The following is a 19,315-nucleotide window of genomic DNA, read 5'->3' as shown; positions in this document are numbered from 1 at the left end:
TTTCTGGACTTGCTGGTCCATTTTTCCGAAGGCACCCTGGCCGAGCCAGGCGGGCGCGGCCCGCGCGTGTTTTCGGGAACGGAGCGGTGACCCCGATGTCTCTTGACCAGTATTACCTGCTCGGCCGGTCCGGATTGCGGGTCAGCAGGCTCGCGCTCGGCACGATGAATTTCGGCACCGACGGGTTCCACGCCGCCTACGGGAAGTCCGAGGAACAGGCGCGGCCGATCTTTCGCAAGTACGTCGAGGAAGGCGGCAATTTCGTCGACACTGCGGACTTCTACACAGCCGGGGAGAGCGAGCGGCTGCTCGGCAAGTTCATCGCCGAGACGGGCGAACGGGACCGGCTGGTGCTGACGTCGAAGTTCACCAACAGCGTCGACCCGGGCGATCCGAACGCGGGCGGCAACAGCCGCAAGCACATGATCCGGTCGGTGGAGGCGTCGCTGCGCCGGCTGGGCACCGATTATCTCGACCTGTTCCTGCTGCACACCTGGGACCGGATCACGCCGGTCGAGGAAGTGCTGCGGACGTTCGACGATCTGGTGCGGGCGGGGAAGATCCGGTACGCCGGGCTGTCCGACGTGCCCGCGTGGTACGCGAGCCGCGCGCAGACTCTCGCCGACGCGCATTCACTGCCGCCGATGATCAGCCTTCAGCTGCCGTATTCGCTGATCGAGCGGACGATCGAGACCGAGCACGTCCCAGCAGGGCAGGAGCTGGGCCTGGGAATCACCGCGTGGAGCCCGCTCGGCGGCGGGTTCCTGAGCGGTAAATACCGCAGTTCGTCGGCTGGGCTGAGCGGCGAAGGACGGCTGACCGGCGAGGGTGCCGCTGGGACCTGGACGGCGCGGCAGTGGGAACTGCTGAAGACGCTCGAGACGGTCGCCGACGAGCTGAACGTCACGATGGCGCAGGTCGCGATCAACTGGGTGGCGACCCAGCCGGGCATCGCGTCGGCGATCGTCGGGGCGAGCAGCGCGGATCAATTGGACGCGACGATGCACGCGCTCGACTTCACTCTGCCCGCCGGCCTGCGCGACGCCCTGGACCGCGCGAGCGAGGTGCCGCCGGCTGGGCCGTACCGGATGTTCACGCCGGAGTACCAGTCGTGGCTGATCAACCCTGGCGCGAAGGTGGGCGACAAGCCGGAGGGCTATCGGCCGGTGGTGCGCAACTGGGTGTCGGCGAAGCAGCCGTGAACCGCGCGGGATTCCGCGTATTGTGAAAGATGATTTCCCTCGCCCTTTCTAAGATATAGCGCACCCCGGGGCTTGCCGCAAGCCCCGGGGGATGCCGCAGAATCGCTGCTCGATTACGAAAATCGAGCTGCGGGGAGCGGGCGTGCGATTGTTGCGGGCAAGGTCAAGGGTTGAGGTGTGCGGGGAAGTTGTGCCGTCGGCGGTGAGCCCGGTGCGACTGTTGGGGGCGCGTTCCCGTGGCTCCTTAAGCCTCCATTCATTCGGAGCGAGCGCACGGCCGCCACCGACGAGCGGCGTAAACTCCGCGAGCCGACCGGGACTCGTCTGCTCGGCAACGCGGAGTACGCCCGGATATGCCTGGCCCGCCTGGCAATTGCCCACTCCGCTCGGCTCGAGCAGATCCAGTCCGCCTTCGCCTGGCCCGATTCACCCGGCCAACCGCGGTGACCCGGAGCGTTCGCCGTCGGCCGGCCTGCCGTTGCCAGGCGAGTGACGCCGCCGCCAAGCGTGCGACACCGGGGCCTGGCCGACCGCGGCTGGACCCGCCCAGTCGCCCCGGCTCAAGGCCCTGCCCGCTACGCCATGGCCCGGGTGCGGCGCCGGACCTGGCTCGGCTGCCGCGATTCGACCCGCTCCCCCACTGTGCCACGATCCGAGGAACCTGAGGGCTCGGTTCAGCCAGCCCCGACCAACCCCGGCGCGTCTGGCCATCCGGCAAACCTGGCACCCGGACTCGCGTCGAGCCGCCGCCCGGCCACGCGCGACGGCTCGGCTCGGCTCGGCTCGGCTCGGCTCGGCTCGGCTCGGCTCGGCTCGGCTCGGCTCGGCTCGGCTCGGCTCGGCTCGGCTCGGCTCGGCTCGGCTCGGCTCGGCTCGGCTCGGCTCGGGAAAGCATGCCCCCAGCCACCGCAACCCGCCAGCCACCGCAACCCGCCAGCCACCGCAACCCGCCAGCCACCGCAACCCGCCAGCCACCGCAACGCGACTCCCGGCAAGAAAAGCCGGAAAAGCACCAGCCCAACCCCGCCACTTGACAGAAGGTGGACAATAAAAAATCGACGCGTCTTCACCAAGAAATCAGAAGTTCGCGCCGAATCTGGGTTCAGAATAACAGCAGCGAGGGGCACGTGTCAACTCAGGGGTACGAAGAAGAACTGCGGTCCGAACAGGACTACGTCGCCGGTCTGTACCGGCGGCTCGACGACGAGCGCGAGCGGGCCGCCGCGCGCTACACCGCTGCCCTCAAGCGAAACGACGAGACTCCGGGCGAGCGCGACGTCGAGGTGCGCGCTCTCACGAGGGAAACGCGGCGGTTGTCGGTCGCCGACTCCGGGTTGTGTTTCGGGCGGCTCGACACGCTCGAAGGCGACCATTCCTACATCGGCCGGATCGGGCTTTTCGACCAGGACGACGAGTACAAACCCGTCCTTCTCGACTGGCGTGCGCCCGCGTCGAGCGCGTTTTACACCGCTACCGCCGCCACCCCGGAGGACATGCGGCGACGGCGGCAGTTCCACACGCACGGCCGGCGAGTCACGTCCTTCACCGACGAGGTCTTCGGGCGTGGCGGCGGCAGCGACGAGGAGAACGACGCCGACGCCGCGCTGCTCGCCGCGGTCAACGCGCCGCGCGGCGAGGGGATGCGGGACATCGTCGCGACGATCCAGGCCGAGCAGGACCGCATCATCCGGCTCGACCATCCTGGCGTCCTGGTCATCGAGGGAGGACCGGGAACCGGGAAAACCGTCGTGGCGCTCCACCGCGTCGCGTATCTGCTCTACACCCAGCGCGAGCGGATGGAGCGCCACGGCGTCCTCGTCCTCGGGCCGAATCCGTCGTTCCTGAACCACATCGGCCGCGTGCTGCCGTCGCTCGGCGAGTCCGACGTGGTGTTCACCACGCCGGGCGGGCTGCTTCCGGGGCTGCGGACAAACGCCGAGGACGAGCCGGAAATCGCGCGGTTCAAGGGATCTCTGCGGATGCTCGACGTCCTCGAAGCGGCGGTCGCGGACCGGCAGGAGCTGCCGCCGGAACCCATCCTGATCGAACTCCGCGACACCACGGTCCGCATCGACGCGGCGACCGCCGAGTGGGCCCGCGACGAGGCGCGGCAGAGCGGGCGGCCGCACAACGAGGCGCGGGCGGTGTTCGTCGAGATCGTCACGTACGTGCTCACCGAACGCGCCATGGCCCGCATCGGGCGCGGTTGGCTCACGCGCGACGACAAGGAGGAGTGGGAGGACCTCCGTTCCACGCTCGTCAAGGAACTCCTCGCCGACAGCGCGTTCGTCAAGGCGATCGACCGCCTCTGGCCGATCCTGACTCCGGAAAGCCTGCTGACCACGCTGTACTCCTCCCCCGCGCGGCTCGCCGCGGCCGGCGCCAGCCAGGCGCTGCTGCGCGAGCCGGGCGAGGGCTGGACGGTGTCGGACGTCCCGCTCCTGGACGAGCTGATCGACCTCCTGGGCAAGGCGCCGGACCGGGCGAAGCAGAAGGAGGACAAGGCCGAACGCGAGGCGGAGGCCGAGTACGCGGCGGGCGTGCTGGACATCATGCGGCTCGACCGCGAGGAGATGGACGAGGACATCGGCCTGTCCGCGGAGCACCTGCTCTACGACACCGATCTGGCCGAGCGGTTCGTCGAGTACGACACCCGCGACCTCGCCGAACGCGCCGCCGCGGACCGGGACTGGACCTACCGGCACGTCGTGGTCGACGAGGCCCAGGAACTGTCCGAAATGGACTGGCGGGTGCTCATGCGGCGGTGCCCGAGCCGGTCGTTCACCGTGGTCGGCGACCTGGCGCAGCGCCGGTCGGCGGCGGGGGCGACCGACTGGGGCACGATGCTGGATTCCTACGTCCCGGGCCGCTGGGTCTACCGGTCGCTCACCGTCAACTACCGCACCCCGGCGGAAATCATGGCTGTCGCGGGCGCGGTGCTGGCCGAGTTCGCGCCGGGGGTCGAGCCGCCGGAATCGGTTCGCGCGTGCGGGGTCCGGCCGTGGTCGAGGAAGGTCACCGACGACGAATTGCCTGCCGCAGTGGAGGAATTCGTCCGCGACGAGGCGGGCCGGGAAGGGACCAGCGTCGTGATCGGACCGCCGGACGTCGCGGGTGCGGTGCAAGCGTCCGAGACGAAGGGGCTGGAGTACGACGCCGTGCTTCTCGTGGACCCGGACCGGATTCTCGCGGACGGTCCGCGCGGCGCGGCCGAGCTGTACGTCGCGCTTACCCGGGCGACGCAACGGCTCGGCGTGCTGCACCGCGGCGCGTTGCCGTCGGTGCTGAGCGGATTGGAAGAGCGGATCTAACCGTCAGGAGCGCAGCTCGGGAGCGAGGACGCTGCTGCGCTTCAACGCCTTCAGCACCACCCCGGTATGCACCGAATCCGCCTGCCGGGACCATCCGGAGCTGCCGACGAACTCGTGCAACGCGGCGATGTCGGGCAAGGTCACGTCAGCCAGCAGCTGATACTCGCCCGTCATCGCCGCCGCGTACCGCACGTACGGCGAGGCCAGCAACGCCCGGCCGATGTCGTCGACGTCGTGCGGGCGGCACCGGATCCACAGCAGCGCCTCGACCGGCAGCCCGAGCACGGCCGGCTCCACCACTGCCCGGATGAACACCTTTTCCTCTCGCCGCAACGCTTCCACCCGGCGGCGGACGGTCGATTCCGAGATCCCGGCGGCGCGGGCGAGCTCCTCGTGGGTCCGCCGGCCGTCCTCGCGCAGCGCGCGCACGATGGCGCGTTCGTCGCTGCTGAAGGCGACGCCGTCGGGCTGCCGGGGCTGCGGGGTCGGCTGCGGCAGCGAGGAGATCGCCGACGTCTCGGACGGGCTGAGCAGGCCGGGCTGCCATTCGTGGATGGTGCGGTAGTAGCGGGTGACGGTATCGGCCGTCAGATCGAGCAGGCCGGGGATTGCCGCCATCTCGTCGAACATGAAGGTCGGCAGCCGGTCGCGGTCGCAGAAGATCTCGGCGACCAGTTCGCCCTGTCCGGTGATGAGGTAGCAGAAGCTCGTCTCGGGCCGTCCCGCGAGCGCGGTGCCCGCGGGACGGCCGAGCCCGGCCCGGCAGCGACCGCGGACCAGCAGCGGCACCCCGTGCGGCGAAACGGCGACAACCGTCACGACGCCGGTGCGCAGCAGGTGCGTCCCGCGACGGGCCACCGTGCGCTCGGGCGCGTCCAGCACCTCGGCGATCCGCCGCCAGGACGCGCGGCCGTCGACTTGCAGCGCGCCGGCGATCCGGCGGTCGAGCGGGTCCAGCCGTGCGGTCATCAGCCAATACTGTGGCTGATTCCGTCATTTGTCGAGCAGCTCTTGTCCAACTTCAGCACCAAGGGCGAAGCTGACGTCTCGAACGGACACCGGGGTCAGGAAGGACAATCAGTGAGCGCCGAGGAGATCTGTTACCTGCCCGCCCGCGAACTGGCCCGGCGGCTGCGCACCCGCGACCTGTCCGCCCGCGAGGTGCTGCAAGCCCATCTGGACCGGATCGAGCAGGTCAACCCCCAGATCAACGCGATCGTCACGCTCACCGCCGAGCGCGCGCTGTCCGAAGCCGCGGCCGCCGACGAACGTCTCGCGCGTGGAGAAGAGGTCGGTCCGCTGCACGGGATCCCGGTGGCGCACAAGGAAACGCACGACGTCGCCGGTGTCCGCACCACCTACGGCTCCCCCATTTTCGCCGACCACGTGCCCGACGGCGACACGCTCGTCGTCGAGCGGATCCGCAACGCGGGCGCGATCACGCTCGGCAAGACGAACGCGCCGGAGTTCGGGGCCGGTTCGCACACGATGAACCCGGTCTTCGGAGCCACGCGCAACCCGTATCGGCGGGATCTGTCCGCCGGCGGCAGCAGCGGTGGCGCGGCGGCGGCGCTGGCCGCGGGCCTGCAGCCGCTCGCCGAGGGCAGCGACATGGGCGGTTCGCTGCGGAATCCGGCGTCGTTCTGCAACGTCGTCGGCCTGCGTCCGTCGCCGGGACGCGTCCCGACCTGGCCGGCGACGCTGCCGTGGGAGGTGCTGGGCGTGCAGGGGCCGATGGGCCGGACGGTCGCGGACGTCGCGCTGCTGCTGTCGGTGATCGCCGGGCACGACGAGCGCAACCCGATCTCGCTCGACCAGCCCGCCGCGCCGTTCGCCGGATCGCTCGACGCCGACCTCGCGGGGCTGCGCGTGGCGTGGTCGCCGGATCTGGGCGGGCTGCCGGTCGACCCCGCGGTCAGCGCCGTGCTCGAACCGGCGGTGAAGGCGTTCGCCGATCTCGGCTGTCGCGTCGAACCGGCCTGCCCGGATCTGGCCGCAGCCGACGAGGTGTTCCGCACCCTGCGCGGCTGGCTTTTCCACGCCGGTTTCAGCGGCCTGCTCGAAGAACATCCCGACAAAATGAAGCAGACCCTCAAGGACAACATCGCTTTCGGCGCCACCCTTTCCGGTGCCGACATCGCGAGCGCGCAGACGCGGCAACTGCAGCTCATCACCGGGATGCGGGAGTTCTTCAGCCAGTACGACCTGCTGCTCGCGCCGGTGAGTCAGGTGCCGCCGTTCCCGGTGGAGTGGGAGTACCCGGAAACCGTTGCCGGGCAACCGATGCACGATTACCTGGAGTGGATGCGCTCGGCGTATTCGATCTCGGCGACCGGCTGCCCGGCGCTGTCGGTGCCTGCGGGGTTCACCGAGGACGGACGGCCGGTCGGGCTGCAGATCATCGCGCCGATGCGGGGCGAGCTAGGGCTGTTGCGCGCCGCGCACGCTTTCGAGCAGGCCACCGGGTACGGGAGCCAGCGGCCGGTCTTCTGAGACGCCTTGCCGCACGGAACAAGGTCCGTGAAGGGCTCCTTGAGGGAATCAGATTCCCTCAAGGAGCCCTTCACGGACCGTCAGCGACGCTCCCAGTTCGCCGCCTGCGCGGAACTCAGCCGCGAACTCCTCCGCGCCGAGAACGCTGCTAGCGCGGGCGGTGATCCGGTCCACGTCGCCCCGCTCCGCGGCGGGCAGCGGTGCGCCAACCCCAGCCCGGGAAGCCGCGGCTGCGCCCAGCAACCGCGCGGCTTCGCGAGCCGCGCCGGCCAATGCGTGCGCGCCCGCCAACCCCTCCAACGCCAACGCGATCGCTCGCGGATCCCCGGCCCGGCGGGCGATCTCGTGACCTTCCTGCTGCCGTCGCAACGCAGTGTCCGGATCTCCGCGCAATTCGGCGACGAAACCGAGTTCCGCGAGGATCAACGTGTTCCCCGGTTCGAAATCGACCTGTTTGTTCCACTCGAGCAGCGTCCGCAAATGCCGCTCGGCGAGATCGAGGTCGCCCTCGCGCCGGGCACCGAGGGCCAGCCCGGTCAGCGCATACATTTCCCCCGGCGTGAAGCCGTGCTCCGCGGCGACCTCGCGAGCCCGGTCATGCAGTTCTCGAGCGGCGATATAGTCTTTGCGCAGCAACGCTACCCGGCCTAGCCAGGACAGCTGGTACGACGCTTCCGGCCACAAGCCCAGTTCCTCGGCGATCTGCAATCCTTCGACGTGGACCGCCTCGGCGCGCGCGTAGTCCCCGGCAAGGGAACTGAGTGCGCCCCGCGCGAAAATCGCCTGCAGCTGACCCCATTTGTCGCCGATTTCAGCGAACAATTCCGCGCAGCGATCGGCGTAACGCCATGCTGCCGCGATATCGCCTCTCGACAACACCTGGCTCGCGCGGTCGCCGCTCGCGGCAGCGATTCCCCACCGGTCGTCGGAGGCTTCGAAAGCACCGAGTGCGTCCAGGGTCAGTGGCTCGGCCCCGGGCAGATCGGCCACTGTGGACAGTGCGTAGCCGATGAACCACTTGGCCCGGGCGCTCATCGGCTGTTCGGCCACGGGACGCCAGTCGGGCCGATCGCCAGCCAGGATACCGAGCGCGGTGAGCGTCGCCTGTGCTTCCGCGCGCAGCTCGGGATCGCCGCCGGGCAGGCCGGACGCGGCGCGCAAGGAGCGCATCGCCTCGGCCATCCGGCCGCGCAGGAACCGGTACCAGGACAGCCGGTTCGCCAGCCGCAACGCGTTGTCGGCGCTCCCCCAACCGGCCAGATTTTCCGCTGCGGCACGAAGATTCGCCAGGTCCGCGTCGAGCCGCCGCAGCCAACGTCGTTGGTCTCGGCCGCGGAGACCGGAGTCCGCGACACCGGCGAGCTGGATGTAATACTCCGCGTGCCGACGCCGTGTCTTTTCGACCTCACCGGCTTCGCGCAGCCGCTCCAGACCGTAAACCGCCACCGATTCGAGTAGCCGGTACCGCGCGTTGTTCGCGGGCACGACCAGCGAGCGGTCGACGAGCTTCGCCAGCAGACCCAGCACCTCGCCTTCTTCGACGCCGTCGCCAGCACAGACCGCCTCGGCCGCGTCAAGCGCGCAATCCTCGGTGTGCACCGACAACCGTTGCAGCACAAGGCGTTCCTGCTCGCTCAGGAGTTCCCAGCTCCAGTCGATCATCGCGCGCAGTGTCTGCTGCCGGGCGGGAACGCCGCGACGGGTGGTGTCGAGCAGGCGGAACCGATCGTCCAGCCGCCGCAGCAACTCCGGTACGCCCAACGCGCGCACGCGAGTCGCAGCGAGTTCGAGTGCGAGCGGCAGTCCGTCCAGCTTCCGGCAAATCTCCGCGACCGCGGCCGCGTCTGCACTGTCCACAGTGAACCCGGTGTCCGCGACCCGCGCGGTGAAAAGCTGCGCGGCGCTGTCGTGGTCCAGCGGCGGCACCGGAAACTGCGTTTCCCCGGCAATCCCGAGCGGCTCCCGGCTGGTGGCGAGGATCCGCAGCCCGGGCGCGGCCGCCAGCAGTCGTGCGGTCAGCGCGGCGACCGGCTCGATCAGCTGCTCGCAGTTGTCCAGGACGACGAGGGTTTCCTTGCCCCGCAACGACTCGGCCAGCCGTTCCACGGGATCCGCCGGAGACGGGACTGCCGCGTCCCGGATCCCCAGCGTCGCCGCGATCGCCTCCACCACCCACTCGATCGGCGGACACTGGCTCAGCGCGCATTCGTGGCGGTCCATGCCGGTCAGTTCCACGAGCCACGCTCCCGCGGCGAAGTCACCGCCGCGCCGGTGCGCGGTCTCCAGCGCGAGCCGGGTCTTGCCGACGCCACCGGGCCCAGTGAGCGTCACCAGCCGAGACTCGCTGACGAGCGTGCTGACGGCACGCACCGCGGCGGTCCGGCCGACCAGTTCAGTGAGCGGCACCGGAAGCTGTGGAACGACGGCGGTCAGCGCCGGATCCTGCGCCAGAATCGACCGGTGCAGCGCGGTGAGTTCGGGACCGGGATCCAGGCCTAGCTCGTCGGCGAGACGACGGCGCAACTCGTCGTAGGAGGCCAGCGCCTCGCTCTGCCGCCCCGCCGCGTACAGCGCGCGCAGCTGCAGGGCGCGTAGCCGTTCCCGCAACGGATGCCGCCCGACGAGGTCGGCGAGCTCCGCCGTGAGCGCGGCATGTTCGCCCAGAGCGAGCCGTGCGTCGGCGAGATTTTCTTGCGCGACAAGGCGGTCCTCTTCCAGCCGCTGGATCACCGGCTGCGCGAAGGGTTCATCGGCGAACTCGGCGAGCGCCGGACCCCGCCATAGCGCCAGCGCCTCAGTGAACAGCGTGACCTTCGACTGCGGGTCCTCCGCCGTGCTTGCCGCGGCGATCAACGCACGGAACCGTCCGACGTCGAGCGCCTCCGGCTCGATCCGCAGCACGTAACCGGGTGCCTGATGCACCAGGGCACGGCCCTGCCCAGGTTCGGCGCCTTCGAGCGCGCGGCGCAGCTGCGAGACCTTCGTCTGCAGCGTGTTGACCGGATTGCCGGGCAGCTGGTCGCCCCAGAGGTCGTCCGCCAGCCGGTCCGCCGACACCGGACGGCCCTCGTGCACGAGAAGGACCGCGAGCAGGGTCCGGACCTTGGCCTCAGGCACCCGGACCGGCTCGCCGTCGTCGCTGCTCACGGCCAAGGGCCCCAGGATGCCGAATCGCACGAATCCACCGTAACCGCACCCGTGCGCGGACCCCCAGCGAACCGTGCGTAGGCGTCGGCACCGTGGTCGGCAGATCGACGAACGGGAGGGACGACATGTCCGGGAATGCGACCTCAGCGACTGTGCTGGGGCTCGGAGCGATGGGCAGCGCACTGGTCGGCGCGCTGCTGGACACAGGGCGGCCGGTGACGGTCTGGAACCGCTCGGCGGACAAGGCGAAACCGCTGGTCACACGGGGTGCGGTGGCGGCGGGGTCGGCCGCCGCAGCGGTCGCGGCGAGCGAGCTGGTGATCGCCTGTCTGCTGGACGACGCGTCGGTGCGCGAGGTGCTCGGCACGGCTTCGCTGGCGGGCAAGACGGTGGTGAACCTGACTAACGGCACCCCTCGACAGGCCCGTGAGCTGGCCGAATGGGTCTCGGAGCAGGGCGGGAAGTTCCTCGACGGCGGGATCATGGCGGTGCCGCCGATGATCGGGCAGCCGGGCGCGTTCGTGTTCTACAGCGGGCCGAAGGACGTCTTCGACACGCATCGCGCGGCGTTCGACACGTTCGGCGGCAGCAACTACGTCGGCGAGGATCCGGGCCTCGCGGCACTGCACGACCTCTCGCTGCTGTCGGGGATGTATGGCCAGTTCATCGGCATCTTGCAGGCCTACGCGCTGATCCGCAGCGAAGGCCTCTCGGCGGTCGAGTTCCAGCCGCTGCTGAGCGGATGGCTGACCGCGATGGGCACCTTCGCCGAGCACGCCGCCAAGGAGATCGACAGCGGCGACTACAGCCAGGGCGTCGTGTCGAACCTCGGGATGCAGGCCGCCGCGTTCGACAACCTGCCCGCCGCCGCCGCTGACCAGGGCGTCAGCTCCGAGCTGCTCGCGCCGCTGCACCAGCTGCTCCTGCGCCGCACCGCCGACGGCCACGGCGCGGAAAACCTCACGAGCGTCATCGAACTGCTGAAGAAATAAGGAGAAAACCGTGAATGTGACGTTGATCGGTCTCGGCCCGATGGGCCAGGCCATGGTGCGGTCCTACCTGGCCGCCGGCCACGAGGTGACGGTGTGGAACCGCACCGCGAGCCGGGCCGACGAACTGGTGGCCGCGGGCGCGAAGCGCGCGGAAACGGTCGTGGACGCGCTGGCCGCGAACGAACTGGTGCTTCTCAGCCTCACCGATTATCAGGCGATGTACGACATTCTCGCGCCGACCGAGGACGCGCTGCGGGGCAAGATCGTGGTGAACCTCAGCTCGGACACGCCGGAGCGGACGCGAGTGGCCGCGGAATGGCTGGCCGCGCGCGGCGCGGAGATGATCGCCGGCGGGATCATGGTGCCCGCGCCGGTCGTCGGCACCGAGGGTTCGTTCGTGTTCTACAGCGGCGCGCAGCCGGTGTTCGACCGGATCGAGCCTGCCCTGCGCGTCATCGGACGGCCGGACTACCGGGGCGCGGACCCGGGCCTGGCGCAGCTGTACTACCAGTCGCTGCTGGACCTGTTCCTCACCACGCTCTCGGCGTTCCTGCACTCCGCCGCGCTCGTCGGCACGGCCGGGGTGCCCGCCGCGACGCTGGTCCCGTACGCGGCGGAACTGCTGACCCTCGTGCAGACGACGCTGGACGAGACCGCGAAGAACGTCGACAGCGGCACCCACCCCGGCGACCAGGCGAACGCCCAGATGATGGGCGCGACGGCCGACCACGTCCTCGCCGCCAGCCGGGACGCGGGCATCGACACGGCCCTGCCCGCCGCGGTGAAGGAGCACTACGACCGCGCCATCGCCGCCGGGCACGGCCGGGACAGCTGGTCCAGCCTGATCGACGTGATCCGCAGCAAGGCGTGATCCGCCCGCGGTCTGGGAAGCCGCCGCCGTTAAGCCCGGCCGAATCCGCGGCCCCGCCCGCCGACAGATCCGCGCCGGTCGCCGGACGACGCTTCCCAGACCGCGGTCCCGGGCCGCATCCTGGACGCAGAGCCGCGCTGGGGAGGCGCGGACCAGGGGTTGATTTCGATGCTGCGCATGATTTTCACCGCCGAAGACCTGTGCCGGGTGCGAGTGGCGAGGGGCGCGCACCCGACGTGGGAGCTGATTCTGAGCATCAACAGTCTCCAGGACCCTCACCTGCCCCTGGAGTACCGCGGCTGGCGCGCGACAGTCCTGACCGGCGCCCGGCGGGCGCCCGCGCGCTGGCGCTGCCTGAAAACCGCCGCGGAGGTGGTTCCGGCCGGGAACTTCCCGGACTTCCTGACGCCGGCGCTGGACGAAACGGACGTCGGAGCCCATTTCGAAACCATCCTGGCCCAGCCGAAAGCCGTCCTGCGCGAGGACATCGCCCGCACCTTCGCCCAGCACCGCCGCCCACCGCGCTGGGCCCGCACGGTCTACGCCGACGGCAGCACCCGCGGTGTCGTGCACGCGCTGCGCGAGTACAGCGACCTCGTCCTCGGACCCGCGCGGCCGGTCCTGGACCGGCGAGTCGAAACCGAGCGCACCCGATACGCGGAGCAGCTGCTGAGCGGCGGGGTCGAGGCACTGCTGGGGAATCTGCACCCGTCGATCCGGTGGCGCAATCCGGTTCTGGAGGCGGACTATCCGCGCGACCGCACGGTGGCTTTGAACGGGCGGGGTTTGGTATTGGTGCCAGCCCATTTTTGCTGGGGCGAACCGGTGACATTCATCGACGCCGCCCAGCAGCCGACGCTGGTCTGCCCGGCGGCGGGGCTGGTGCCGCGCGAACCGGTGGGCACCCGAGAGGATCAACTGGCAGGGCTCGTGGGCCGCACCCGGGCGCGGTTGTTGTGCGAATTGGCAGCGGAGGCGTCCACGACGGTCTTGGCGGCGCGGTTGGGCGTTTCACCGGCGGCGGTCAGCCAGCATACGAAAACGTTGCGGACAGCCGGGTTGATTACGACGACCCGGGAGGGGGCGGGGGTGCATCATTCGCTTACGCCGCTGGGGAAGGCATTTCTCGAGGCGCGGTAGTCGCGGGGTCTTCCGCGGTCATTCGCCAAGAACGCGATCGTCCTCATGGGATCCGTGGAACTCGACTTGCCGGGCCGTGATTTCGCGCATCGAGCCGCCTCTCGACGCGCCGTTACAGCAGCGTTCCCAACGGCCCCAGGTCGAGGTTCAGGTCCGCCGCCGCGAGCCCGTACCGGTCGCGGAGTTCGGTCAGCCGTTGTTCGAGCAGCATCAGGGTCAGGCCGAGGCGTTCCTCCTGGTCCTCGGTCAGTCCGCCTTCCTCGACGCGGCGCAGGGCCTGGCGTTCCATCAGCTGCCGGAGCAGTTCGACGACGGTCAGGACCAATTTCATCAGGTCGCGTTCCACCGAATCGGCATCCGTCTCGAGCCTGGTGGCTGCTCCGAGGAGTTCCTCGGCCTCGTTCATCGTCGCTCCTTTCACCACGGCGCCGGACGACCTTCGCGGACCGAGGTGATCAACGCGCGCAAGGAAATGTGCACCAGGTCGACCTCGGCGACTGACAGCACCACGTCGCCGGTGAGCACCACGCCGCCGGCGAGCAGGCGGTCCAGCAGGTCGACCAGTGCGAGCCGGTCGGGTTGCTCCACCGCGGCGCTCACGAGATCCCCGCGAACGAGTACGGGGCCCACGGGCCGGTCACCTCGACGACGATTCCGGCTTCCGCCGGTTGCCGCAATTGCTCGATCCGAGCGAGAAAGCGGTCCCGGGAGGTGTCGGGGACCAGACAGGCGAGGTTGAGAATGTTGCGGTCCGCGCGGCCGGTCAGGGCGGGGTCTTGGTTGCGGTGTCGGTGGATCTCCGCGGACAGCTGCCTAAGTTCTCGTTCGATGCGCTCGGCGACCCCGATTGCTTCGTCAGTACCGGCGTCCCGTGCCTTGCGTTGGCGAATTCGTTGCCGCAAATAGGAACGGCCGTCGGCGGGTTCCTCCTCTTCGGGAGCGTTGCGGAGCGCGGCGAAGACTTTGACGCCCCATTCGGCATGATTCCGGACCCGGCGCAACGCTTCGATAAATTTCGCGGAATGCTCGGCTAGCATTTCTCGCACCCGGTGCTCGTCCCGATAGATCGTCGCCATCCGCAGCGGCAGCACGCCGGTCCGACGGCTCGCCTCGTCCACGACGGCGTGATGCGCGCGGGCGATTTCTTCCAGCCACGGAAGGTGTTCCAGGTTGGCCTGCAGGACGGTGTCGTCGAACTCCTCGTCCGGGACTGGGCTGACCAGCGCGGTCAGCCCAGCCGCGGAAAGGGCGGAAACCGGGCAGGCCCGGAGCCCGGTCACGCCCTTGGCCGGGTTTTCCGGCGCGAATTCGGCGACCGCGTAGCAATACCAGCTCACTGTTCGGCTCGCTCTCCCCGCGCGAGTTCGAGTTGCGCGCGCAGTCGTTCGTTCTCCTCGACCAGATCGTTCCGCCGCAAGCCCGACGACAGCGACGGATCGTGCTCCCACCAGTCGATGCCCATTTCCTTGGCCCGGTCGACCGACGCGACCAGCAGCCGGATCTTGATCGTCAGCAGCTCGATGTCGAGCAGGTTGACGGAGATGTCCCCGGCGATCACGATTCCCTTGTCCAGCACCCGTTCCAGGATGTCGGCGAGGTTCGCGCCGCCGCCGGAACCCGCGCGGGACACGCCGAGCGGCCTCCCGGCGGACAGGCTGGACTCGCTCATCTTGCTGCCTCCTCGTCACCGTGCCGAGACTGTCCGGCGGCCGCGGGGCCGGTCTTCCTCGGGGTCGTCTTCGTCGACGTCCTCGTCTTCCTCTTCGACGTCGTCGGGTTCGGGTTCTTCCGGCTCGTCCTCGTCGAACTCCTCGTCCTCGGGCTCGCCGCCGGTGTCCTCCTCCTCGCGCGGTTCGTCCTCGTCCTCGCGCACCTGCTCCGGAGAGCGCACGACCTCGCCGTCGCGGATCTCGCCGCGCCAGCCGTCTCCCGACGCCTGCCCGGCCATCGTGATGAACCGGCGGAAGTGCTTGAGGTCCAGCCGCGCCCGGCGGCCCTGCGCGCGCCAGATGTTGCCGGTCTTTTCGAACAGACCGGACGGGTAGTACTCGATGACCAGCAGGACCTTCGTCAGGCTCGGGGCGAGTTCGTGAAAGGTCACCACGCCCTTGATCGACCCCTTGGCCCCTTCGGTGGTCCACGCGATCCGTTCGTCGGGAATCTGTTCGGTGACGGTGGCCTTCATCGACCGATTCGACCAGAAAATCTCGAACCGCCACTGCGAAGTGGTGTCGCCGGTCTGCTCGGCGCCGGTGACGCCCTTGGTGAAGCTGCTGAACTTCTGGTACTCCGTCCACTGGTCGTACGCCTCGCGGACCGGCACGCCGACGTCGATGTCCTCGATGATGTTGATGACCTTCTTGCCGCCGGACCCGCCCCCGCGTTTGCCGAAGAGACCCGACACGGAATTCTTCACTGCCCTGCCGCCGGCCTCGACCAGCGACCTGACCGGCGATTTCCCTTCGGCGATTTTCTCGCCGACGCTGAACAATCCCTTCAGCGAGCCGTTTCCTCCGGCATCGGCAAGCCGACGGGACGCCTCGCCCAGTTTGCTGCCCGCCGAGGACATCACCTGCTCGGCCTTCGCCTGTGCGTACTCCTCTCCGGCGTGCAGCAGTTGTTCTGTCGCGGGATTGCGCGAAGCCAGTTCCCGAAGCTTCGCCAGGGGTCCGATTTCGTCGTTGCCAGAACGGGATTCAGCCACGGTTCACCCCCGAACTCTTCTGCGCCCGGCTGTTCGACGACGTCCGTTTCCGCGGTGCCGATCCGCCGGACGTCTTGCGCGCGGGTTTGCGCGCCCCCTGGGCCGAACTGCGCGGTTTCGCGGTGCGTTTGCGGGGCCGCGTATCGCTGTCCTCGTCATCGTCCGGCTCCCCATCAGGCGAATCCTGGCTGCCGCCAAGAGGAAGACCGGCGGCCTTGTCCCGGAGGTTCTCGGTGTGCCCCTGCAACGAACCGGCCAGCCGCCCGGCCTGATGCGCCAGGATGTCCGCGGCCAGGGTCTTGCCCGCACCCACCACCTCGTCCCGCACCTGATCCCGCACCCCGGCCAGTTCCGGCGACGAAGCCAATTCGTGCGTGAGGTCCGAGAGCAGCTTCTTCGGGTCGAGATTCAGTTTCCTCCCGACGAGCCACGCGCCCATGGTGATGGCCAGCTTGGCTTTTTTCCTTCTCCCGAGCACGTAACCGCCGACCACGGCGGCCGCGACCTTCATTCCCGGTTTCATCTGTTCGCTCCGTTCATCCGGCAACCCCCCGGTCGAATTCTTCGAGCAGATCGAGTATTTCGTCTTCCCCGCGGTCGAACTCCTCCTCGCTGATGCGGCCCGCCACCAGATCTCCCTCCAGGGAAACCAGTTCCCGCCGCAACTGTGCGATTTTCTCGTGCTCAGCGGCATCGACGACCTGCTCCGTCACCCAGGCGGCTGCCCGCACCGGCGCCAGCGGAAGCAGGAGAAGCTCGCCGAGCAATCCCATTACTGGTCCTCGGTGAAGCTGTAGGGCGGCAACGGTCCCTGCACGCGGACCTCCGCGACTTCCTCGACAAGAGCCCGCAGCCGCTGTACCGCGTCCTGGAATTCGGCCGTTTTCTCCTTGGGCACCAGGAAGGAGCAGTTGAAAAAGCACCCGTCGACCCGAGGTCCCGGAGAATGCTCGGACGCCAGCGGGAGCAGATAGCCGAGCACCGCGTCGGCGTCCTCGGCCTCGCGTTCCTCGAGCCGCCCGGCGACCAGCTCGCCGAACCGGACCTGTTCCGCCTCACCGCGTCCGGCGTCCTCCCGCAGGCCCGCGGCCAGATTCCGGATTTCCTCGTCGCCGGCGAGAATCTGCCCGAGGACGGCCTCTTCCCGGTGCGAGACTTTGACGTTCATCTCCACGTGCCCGCTGACGCGTCGCAGGACAGCCGTATACACCTCGGCTTTGGCCGCGATCTCGTGCGCCACAGCGGTATCGTCGTCGGCGACGATACCGAAGCGCATCGGCAACGTCGGCCCGCTGTCGCACAACGCCCGCAGGATCTCTTGATGGGCAAGCAGGTCCCGGCGTTTCGCCCGCAGCTCGCCCTCGACGTCGCCTACTACCGCGCTGAGTTCGTCTCCAGCGGGCAGCACCCGCGCGGGCGCCGGCGACGGCCCGATGCCGCGCAGATCGCCCACCTCGGCAGGATGATCGGCGAACGTGATGCCGTACAGGTAAGTGCTCATTCGCTCGACCTCGCACTGCTGCGCCGGCTGCGGCCGCGCGGGCGCTCCTCAGCCTCTTCGCCGTCCTTGTCACTGGACTTCTGGAACTGTTCGGCAAAGGTCTCGACAGCACCGGTCAGCGCGCCTTTGGACTTTCCTTTGGCGCCTTTCTCGGTGACCTCGCCCAGCAAGTCGGGCAGCGTCGTGGCGCTCGAAGCCCGGGTGAGGTCCAACCGGTTGCACGCCTGCGCGAACCGCAGGTAAGTGTCCACACTGGCCACCACGATCCGCGCGTCCACAGTGAGCAACTCGATGCCCACCAGCGAAACCCTGACGAAAGCGTCGATCACCAGACCCTTGTCCAGTATCAGTTCGAGAATGTCGTACAGGTTTCCGGTTCCCGGCCCCCGCTGCAGCTGGCTGCCCGAGCTCGACCGTCCGGTCGCCATGGTCATGAAATCCCCTTTCCCTCTCTCACGCGTCGACCTGGCCGCGCGCGTACTTCCGCACCTGCTCGTAGCCGAGGAAGCCGCCCTGTGCGTCCACCCGGACGCAATAGGTGGCCATCAGGCTGGTGGTGTCCGGAACCCGTTCCAGCTCAAGCACTTCCACCAGCAGCTTCCAGCCGTCGCCGTCCTTGGTGAACGCCGACACGGACTCGATGTCCTTTTCGGTCAGCTCCTCGAACACCGCGCGCGCATCACGCATGAGCCCGGCAGGCGATCGGCGCTCCTCAGCCATCCCGCCTCCGGCCGTCGTCGCGTCCTCTCACACCTGGCCGTGGGAACATGTGGGGTCGGCTACCCGGACCGTCCCGGCCAAAACTGGCTACTCGCGAGGAAAAACAGAAATTCGGCCGAACAGCGCAGCGATGCCCCGCCAGTCAGCGGAAATCGGACTCTCAGTAGCCGCCCGCACGCGAAGCGCTCCACTCCGCACGGAAGACGTCCGTCCACGAAGGACGCAACATCGGTGTCCTCAGTGGAATCCGGACGCCCGGCGGCTCACCACCGCCACCGCATCCCGTGAATCCCGGACCCCTGCCCGGTCCGGATGACGTGCACCGGCACGCCGGACCGCACCCGCGCCTCCGCGGTCTCCAGCTCCGGCCCGGCAGGCGAATCCTGCCGGTACGAAACGCATTCCACCGGCAACGCCGCCGGATCGAAATGCACTTCCAGCAGGTGTTCCGCGATCGGCAGCCGGAACCGCCGGTCGTAGCGCGAGTCGGGTTCCTCGTCCCGGAACGCGAACCGGTACTCCACGATCGCCGTCTCGCCCGGCGCCAGCGGATGGTCCAGCACCAGCTCTGTCACCGAGAACGCCTGCTCCGGCGTCGTCTGCACGATCCCCGGACGGCAGTACCGCGCAGACACCAGCTCCGGCGACTGTCCGGGTGTGAATCCCCGCAGCGCCACAATGCGCACGAAAGCCGGTTCGTCCAGCGCCCGCAGCACTTCTCGCACGTGCAGACTGCGCATCCGGCCCTTGGCGTCGACGTGCAGCGTTTCGTGCACGCTAACCGATTCCGGCGAAGAATCCTCGAACGAATTCAGCACCATCGGAAGCAGGCTGCGGTTCTCCCACAGCCGATCCCACCGCGCCGCGCGCGGGGCCGGGCCACCGGTGCGCGGCCGGTCGAGCAGCGCGCGCAGCGTGCCCGGCGGCACGTCCAGCACCGGTTCCAGCAAGGCCAGCGCCCGCAACGATTCCGGCCGCTCCGGACGGCTGCGGCCGGTGCGCCACGAGCTGAGCGTGGTCGTGCTGACCGGAACGCCGGACGCCGCGAGCCGCTCGCGCAGCCGCGCGAGGCCGAGGCCGCTGCGCTCGATCGCCAGCGAGAGGGCGCGTTCGAACGGGCCCTCGGCCAGTGCCTGGGCCAGCCGCTCCCGCACCGGAGCCGAGGCGAACAACCGCATTTCGCCCCTCCTGGAAAAAACGGACTGAGACGGATTGTCGGCACTGTTTCACCGGT

Annotated in this window: 19 protein-coding genes; 6 read left to right on the top strand and 13 right to left on the bottom strand. The window is 69.2% G+C overall.

Annotated features, from left to right (window positions below):
- Positions 1-95: 95 nt before the first annotated feature.
- Both ABD156_RS35235 and helR read left to right on the top strand, forming a co-directional pair.
- Positions 96-1,202, top strand: a complete 1,107-nt coding sequence (locus tag ABD156_RS35235; protein ID WP_344284161.1) for an aldo/keto reductase — start codon at positions 96-98, stop codon at positions 1,200-1,202.
- A 1,127-nt stretch (positions 1,203-2,329) separates the two neighbouring features.
- Complete coding sequence (gene helR, locus ABD156_RS35230; RefSeq protein ID WP_344284158.1) at positions 2,330-4,513, top strand: RNA polymerase recycling motor ATPase HelR; 2,184 nt, start codon at positions 2,330-2,332, stop codon at positions 4,511-4,513.
- Between the two features lie 3 nt (positions 4,514-4,516).
- Here helR and ABD156_RS35225 read toward each other — a convergent pair whose 3' ends face one another.
- Positions 4,517-5,482 carry an Lrp/AsnC family transcriptional regulator gene (locus ABD156_RS35225; RefSeq protein WP_344284155.1) on the bottom strand — a complete coding sequence of 322 codons (966 nt, stop codon included), beginning with the start codon at positions 5,480-5,482 and terminating at the stop codon, positions 4,517-4,519.
- 111 nt (positions 5,483-5,593) lie between these two features.
- On the opposite strand from ABD156_RS35225, the gene ABD156_RS35220 reads away from it, so the two are divergent.
- Complete coding sequence (locus tag ABD156_RS35220) at positions 5,594-7,006, top strand: amidase (RefSeq protein ID WP_344284153.1); 1,413 nt, start codon at positions 5,594-5,596, stop codon at positions 7,004-7,006.
- Positions 7,007-7,054: 48 nt separating this feature from the next.
- Here the strand turns inward: ABD156_RS35220 and ABD156_RS35215 are convergent, their stop codons facing one another.
- Positions 7,055-10,183, bottom strand: a complete 3,129-nt coding sequence (locus ABD156_RS35215) for an AfsR/SARP family transcriptional regulator (RefSeq protein ID WP_344284151.1) — start codon at positions 10,181-10,183, stop codon at positions 7,055-7,057.
- 95 nt (positions 10,184-10,278) lie between these two features.
- On the opposite strand from ABD156_RS35215, the gene ABD156_RS35210 reads away from it, so the two are divergent.
- The 3 genes from ABD156_RS35210 to ABD156_RS35200 all read left to right on the top strand — a co-directional run bounded on the left by ABD156_RS35210 (position 10,279) and on the right by ABD156_RS35200 (position 13,156).
- Positions 10,279-11,145, top strand: a complete 867-nt coding sequence (locus ABD156_RS35210) for an NAD(P)-dependent oxidoreductase (protein ID WP_344284148.1) — start codon at positions 10,279-10,281, stop codon at positions 11,143-11,145.
- A 40-nt stretch (positions 11,146-11,185) separates the two neighbouring features.
- On the top strand, positions 11,186-12,016 hold the full coding sequence (locus ABD156_RS35205) for an NAD(P)-dependent oxidoreductase (protein WP_425546123.1): 831 nt from the start codon (positions 11,186-11,188) through the stop codon (positions 12,014-12,016).
- Between the two features lie 168 nt (positions 12,017-12,184).
- The gene (locus ABD156_RS35200) at positions 12,185-13,156 is read left to right on the top strand and encodes an ArsR/SmtB family transcription factor (RefSeq protein ID WP_344284142.1); all 972 of its coding nucleotides are present in this window, start codon (positions 12,185-12,187) and stop codon (positions 13,154-13,156) included.
- 112 nt (positions 13,157-13,268) lie between these two features.
- Here the strand turns inward: ABD156_RS35200 and ABD156_RS35195 are convergent, their stop codons facing one another.
- The 11 genes from ABD156_RS35195 to ABD156_RS35145 all read right to left on the bottom strand — a co-directional run bounded on the left by ABD156_RS35195 (position 13,269) and on the right by ABD156_RS35145 (position 19,259).
- Positions 13,269-13,562, bottom strand: coding sequence for a gas vesicle protein K (locus tag ABD156_RS35195; protein WP_344284139.1), 294 nt, complete (start codon positions 13,560-13,562; stop codon positions 13,269-13,271).
- Between the two features lie 11 nt (positions 13,563-13,573).
- Positions 13,574-13,786, bottom strand: a complete 213-nt coding sequence (locus ABD156_RS35190) for a gas vesicle protein (RefSeq protein WP_344284136.1) — start codon at positions 13,784-13,786, stop codon at positions 13,574-13,576.
- Entirely contained in the window at positions 13,753-14,493 is a 741-nt protein-coding gene (locus ABD156_RS35185; RefSeq protein ID WP_344284133.1) for a GvpL/GvpF family gas vesicle protein, read from the bottom strand. Before ABD156_RS35185 ends, ABD156_RS35190 begins: the two co-directional genes overlap by 34 nt.
- On the bottom strand, positions 14,490-14,825 hold the full coding sequence (locus ABD156_RS35180; protein WP_344284130.1) for a gas vesicle protein: 336 nt from the start codon (positions 14,823-14,825) through the stop codon (positions 14,490-14,492). Before ABD156_RS35180 ends, ABD156_RS35185 begins: the two co-directional genes overlap by 4 nt.
- A gap of 15 nt (positions 14,826-14,840) precedes the next feature.
- Entirely contained in the window at positions 14,841-15,860 is a 1,020-nt protein-coding gene (locus ABD156_RS35175) for an SRPBCC family protein (RefSeq protein ID WP_344284127.1), read from the bottom strand.
- A complete protein-coding gene (locus ABD156_RS35170; RefSeq protein ID WP_344284124.1) occupies positions 15,853-16,383 on the bottom strand; it encodes a hypothetical protein in 531 nt (176 codons plus the stop codon). Before ABD156_RS35170 ends, ABD156_RS35175 begins: the two co-directional genes overlap by 8 nt.
- A 13-nt stretch (positions 16,384-16,396) precedes the next feature.
- The gene (locus tag ABD156_RS35165) at positions 16,397-16,633 is read right to left on the bottom strand and encodes a gas vesicle protein GvpG (RefSeq protein WP_344284121.1); all 237 of its coding nucleotides are present in this window, start codon (positions 16,631-16,633) and stop codon (positions 16,397-16,399) included.
- Positions 16,633-17,361 carry a GvpL/GvpF family gas vesicle protein gene (locus ABD156_RS35160; protein ID WP_344284118.1) on the bottom strand — a complete coding sequence of 243 codons (729 nt, stop codon included), beginning with the start codon at positions 17,359-17,361 and terminating at the stop codon, positions 16,633-16,635. Before ABD156_RS35160 ends, ABD156_RS35165 begins: the two co-directional genes overlap by 1 nt.
- Positions 17,358-17,795 (bottom strand): gas vesicle structural protein GvpA, encoded by a 438-nt coding sequence (locus tag ABD156_RS35155; RefSeq protein ID WP_344284115.1) that lies wholly within the window; start codon positions 17,793-17,795, stop codon positions 17,358-17,360. Before ABD156_RS35155 ends, ABD156_RS35160 begins: the two co-directional genes overlap by 4 nt.
- Before the next feature lie 19 nt (positions 17,796-17,814).
- Entirely contained in the window at positions 17,815-18,081 is a 267-nt protein-coding gene (locus ABD156_RS35150) for a gas vesicle protein GvpO (protein WP_344284112.1), read from the bottom strand.
- A 263-nt stretch (positions 18,082-18,344) separates the two neighbouring features.
- Entirely contained in the window at positions 18,345-19,259 is a 915-nt protein-coding gene (locus ABD156_RS35145; protein WP_344284110.1) for a hypothetical protein, read from the bottom strand.
- Positions 19,260-19,315 lie beyond the last annotated feature (56 nt).

Origin of the sequence: Amycolatopsis albidoflavus, assembly GCF_039525725.1 — a bacterium.
Taxonomy (GTDB): Bacteria; Actinomycetota; Actinomycetes; order Mycobacteriales; family Pseudonocardiaceae; genus Amycolatopsis; species Amycolatopsis albidoflava.
This window is presented reverse-complemented; position numbering and strand designations above follow the sequence as displayed.

Coding starts and splice junctions, on each gene's coding strand:
- ABD156_RS35225 (WP_344284155.1), bottom strand. CDS start 5,482: ATGACCGCACGGCTGGACCCGCTCGACCGCCGGATCGCCGGCGCGCTG.
- ABD156_RS35200 (WP_344284142.1), top strand. CDS start 12,185: ATGCTGCGCATGATTTTCACCGCCGAAGACCTGTGCCGGGTGCGAGTG.
- ABD156_RS35165 (WP_344284121.1), bottom strand. CDS start 16,633: ATGGGATTGCTCGGCGAGCTTCTCCTGCTTCCGCTGGCGCCGGTGCGG.
- ABD156_RS35170 (WP_344284124.1), bottom strand. CDS start 16,383: ATGAAACCGGGAATGAAGGTCGCGGCCGCCGTGGTCGGCGGTTACGTG.
- ABD156_RS35160 (WP_344284118.1), bottom strand. CDS start 17,361: ATGAGCACTTACCTGTACGGCATCACGTTCGCCGATCATCCTGCCGAG.
- ABD156_RS35235 (WP_344284161.1), top strand. CDS start 96: ATGTCTCTTGACCAGTATTACCTGCTCGGCCGGTCCGGATTGCGGGTC.
- ABD156_RS35210 (WP_344284148.1), top strand. CDS start 10,279: ATGTCCGGGAATGCGACCTCAGCGACTGTGCTGGGGCTCGGAGCGATG.
- ABD156_RS35150 (WP_344284112.1), bottom strand. CDS start 18,081: ATGGCTGAGGAGCGCCGATCGCCTGCCGGGCTCATGCGTGATGCGCGC.
- ABD156_RS35145 (WP_344284110.1), bottom strand. CDS start 19,259: ATGCGGTTGTTCGCCTCGGCTCCGGTGCGGGAGCGGCTGGCCCAGGCA.
- ABD156_RS35195 (WP_344284139.1), bottom strand. CDS start 13,562: ATGAACGAGGCCGAGGAACTCCTCGGAGCAGCCACCAGGCTCGAGACG.
- ABD156_RS35180 (WP_344284130.1), bottom strand. CDS start 14,825: ATGAGCGAGTCCAGCCTGTCCGCCGGGAGGCCGCTCGGCGTGTCCCGC.
- ABD156_RS35155 (WP_344284115.1), bottom strand. CDS start 17,795: ATGACCATGGCGACCGGACGGTCGAGCTCGGGCAGCCAGCTGCAGCGG.
- ABD156_RS35205 (WP_425546123.1), top strand. CDS start 11,186: ATGGGCCAGGCCATGGTGCGGTCCTACCTGGCCGCCGGCCACGAGGTG.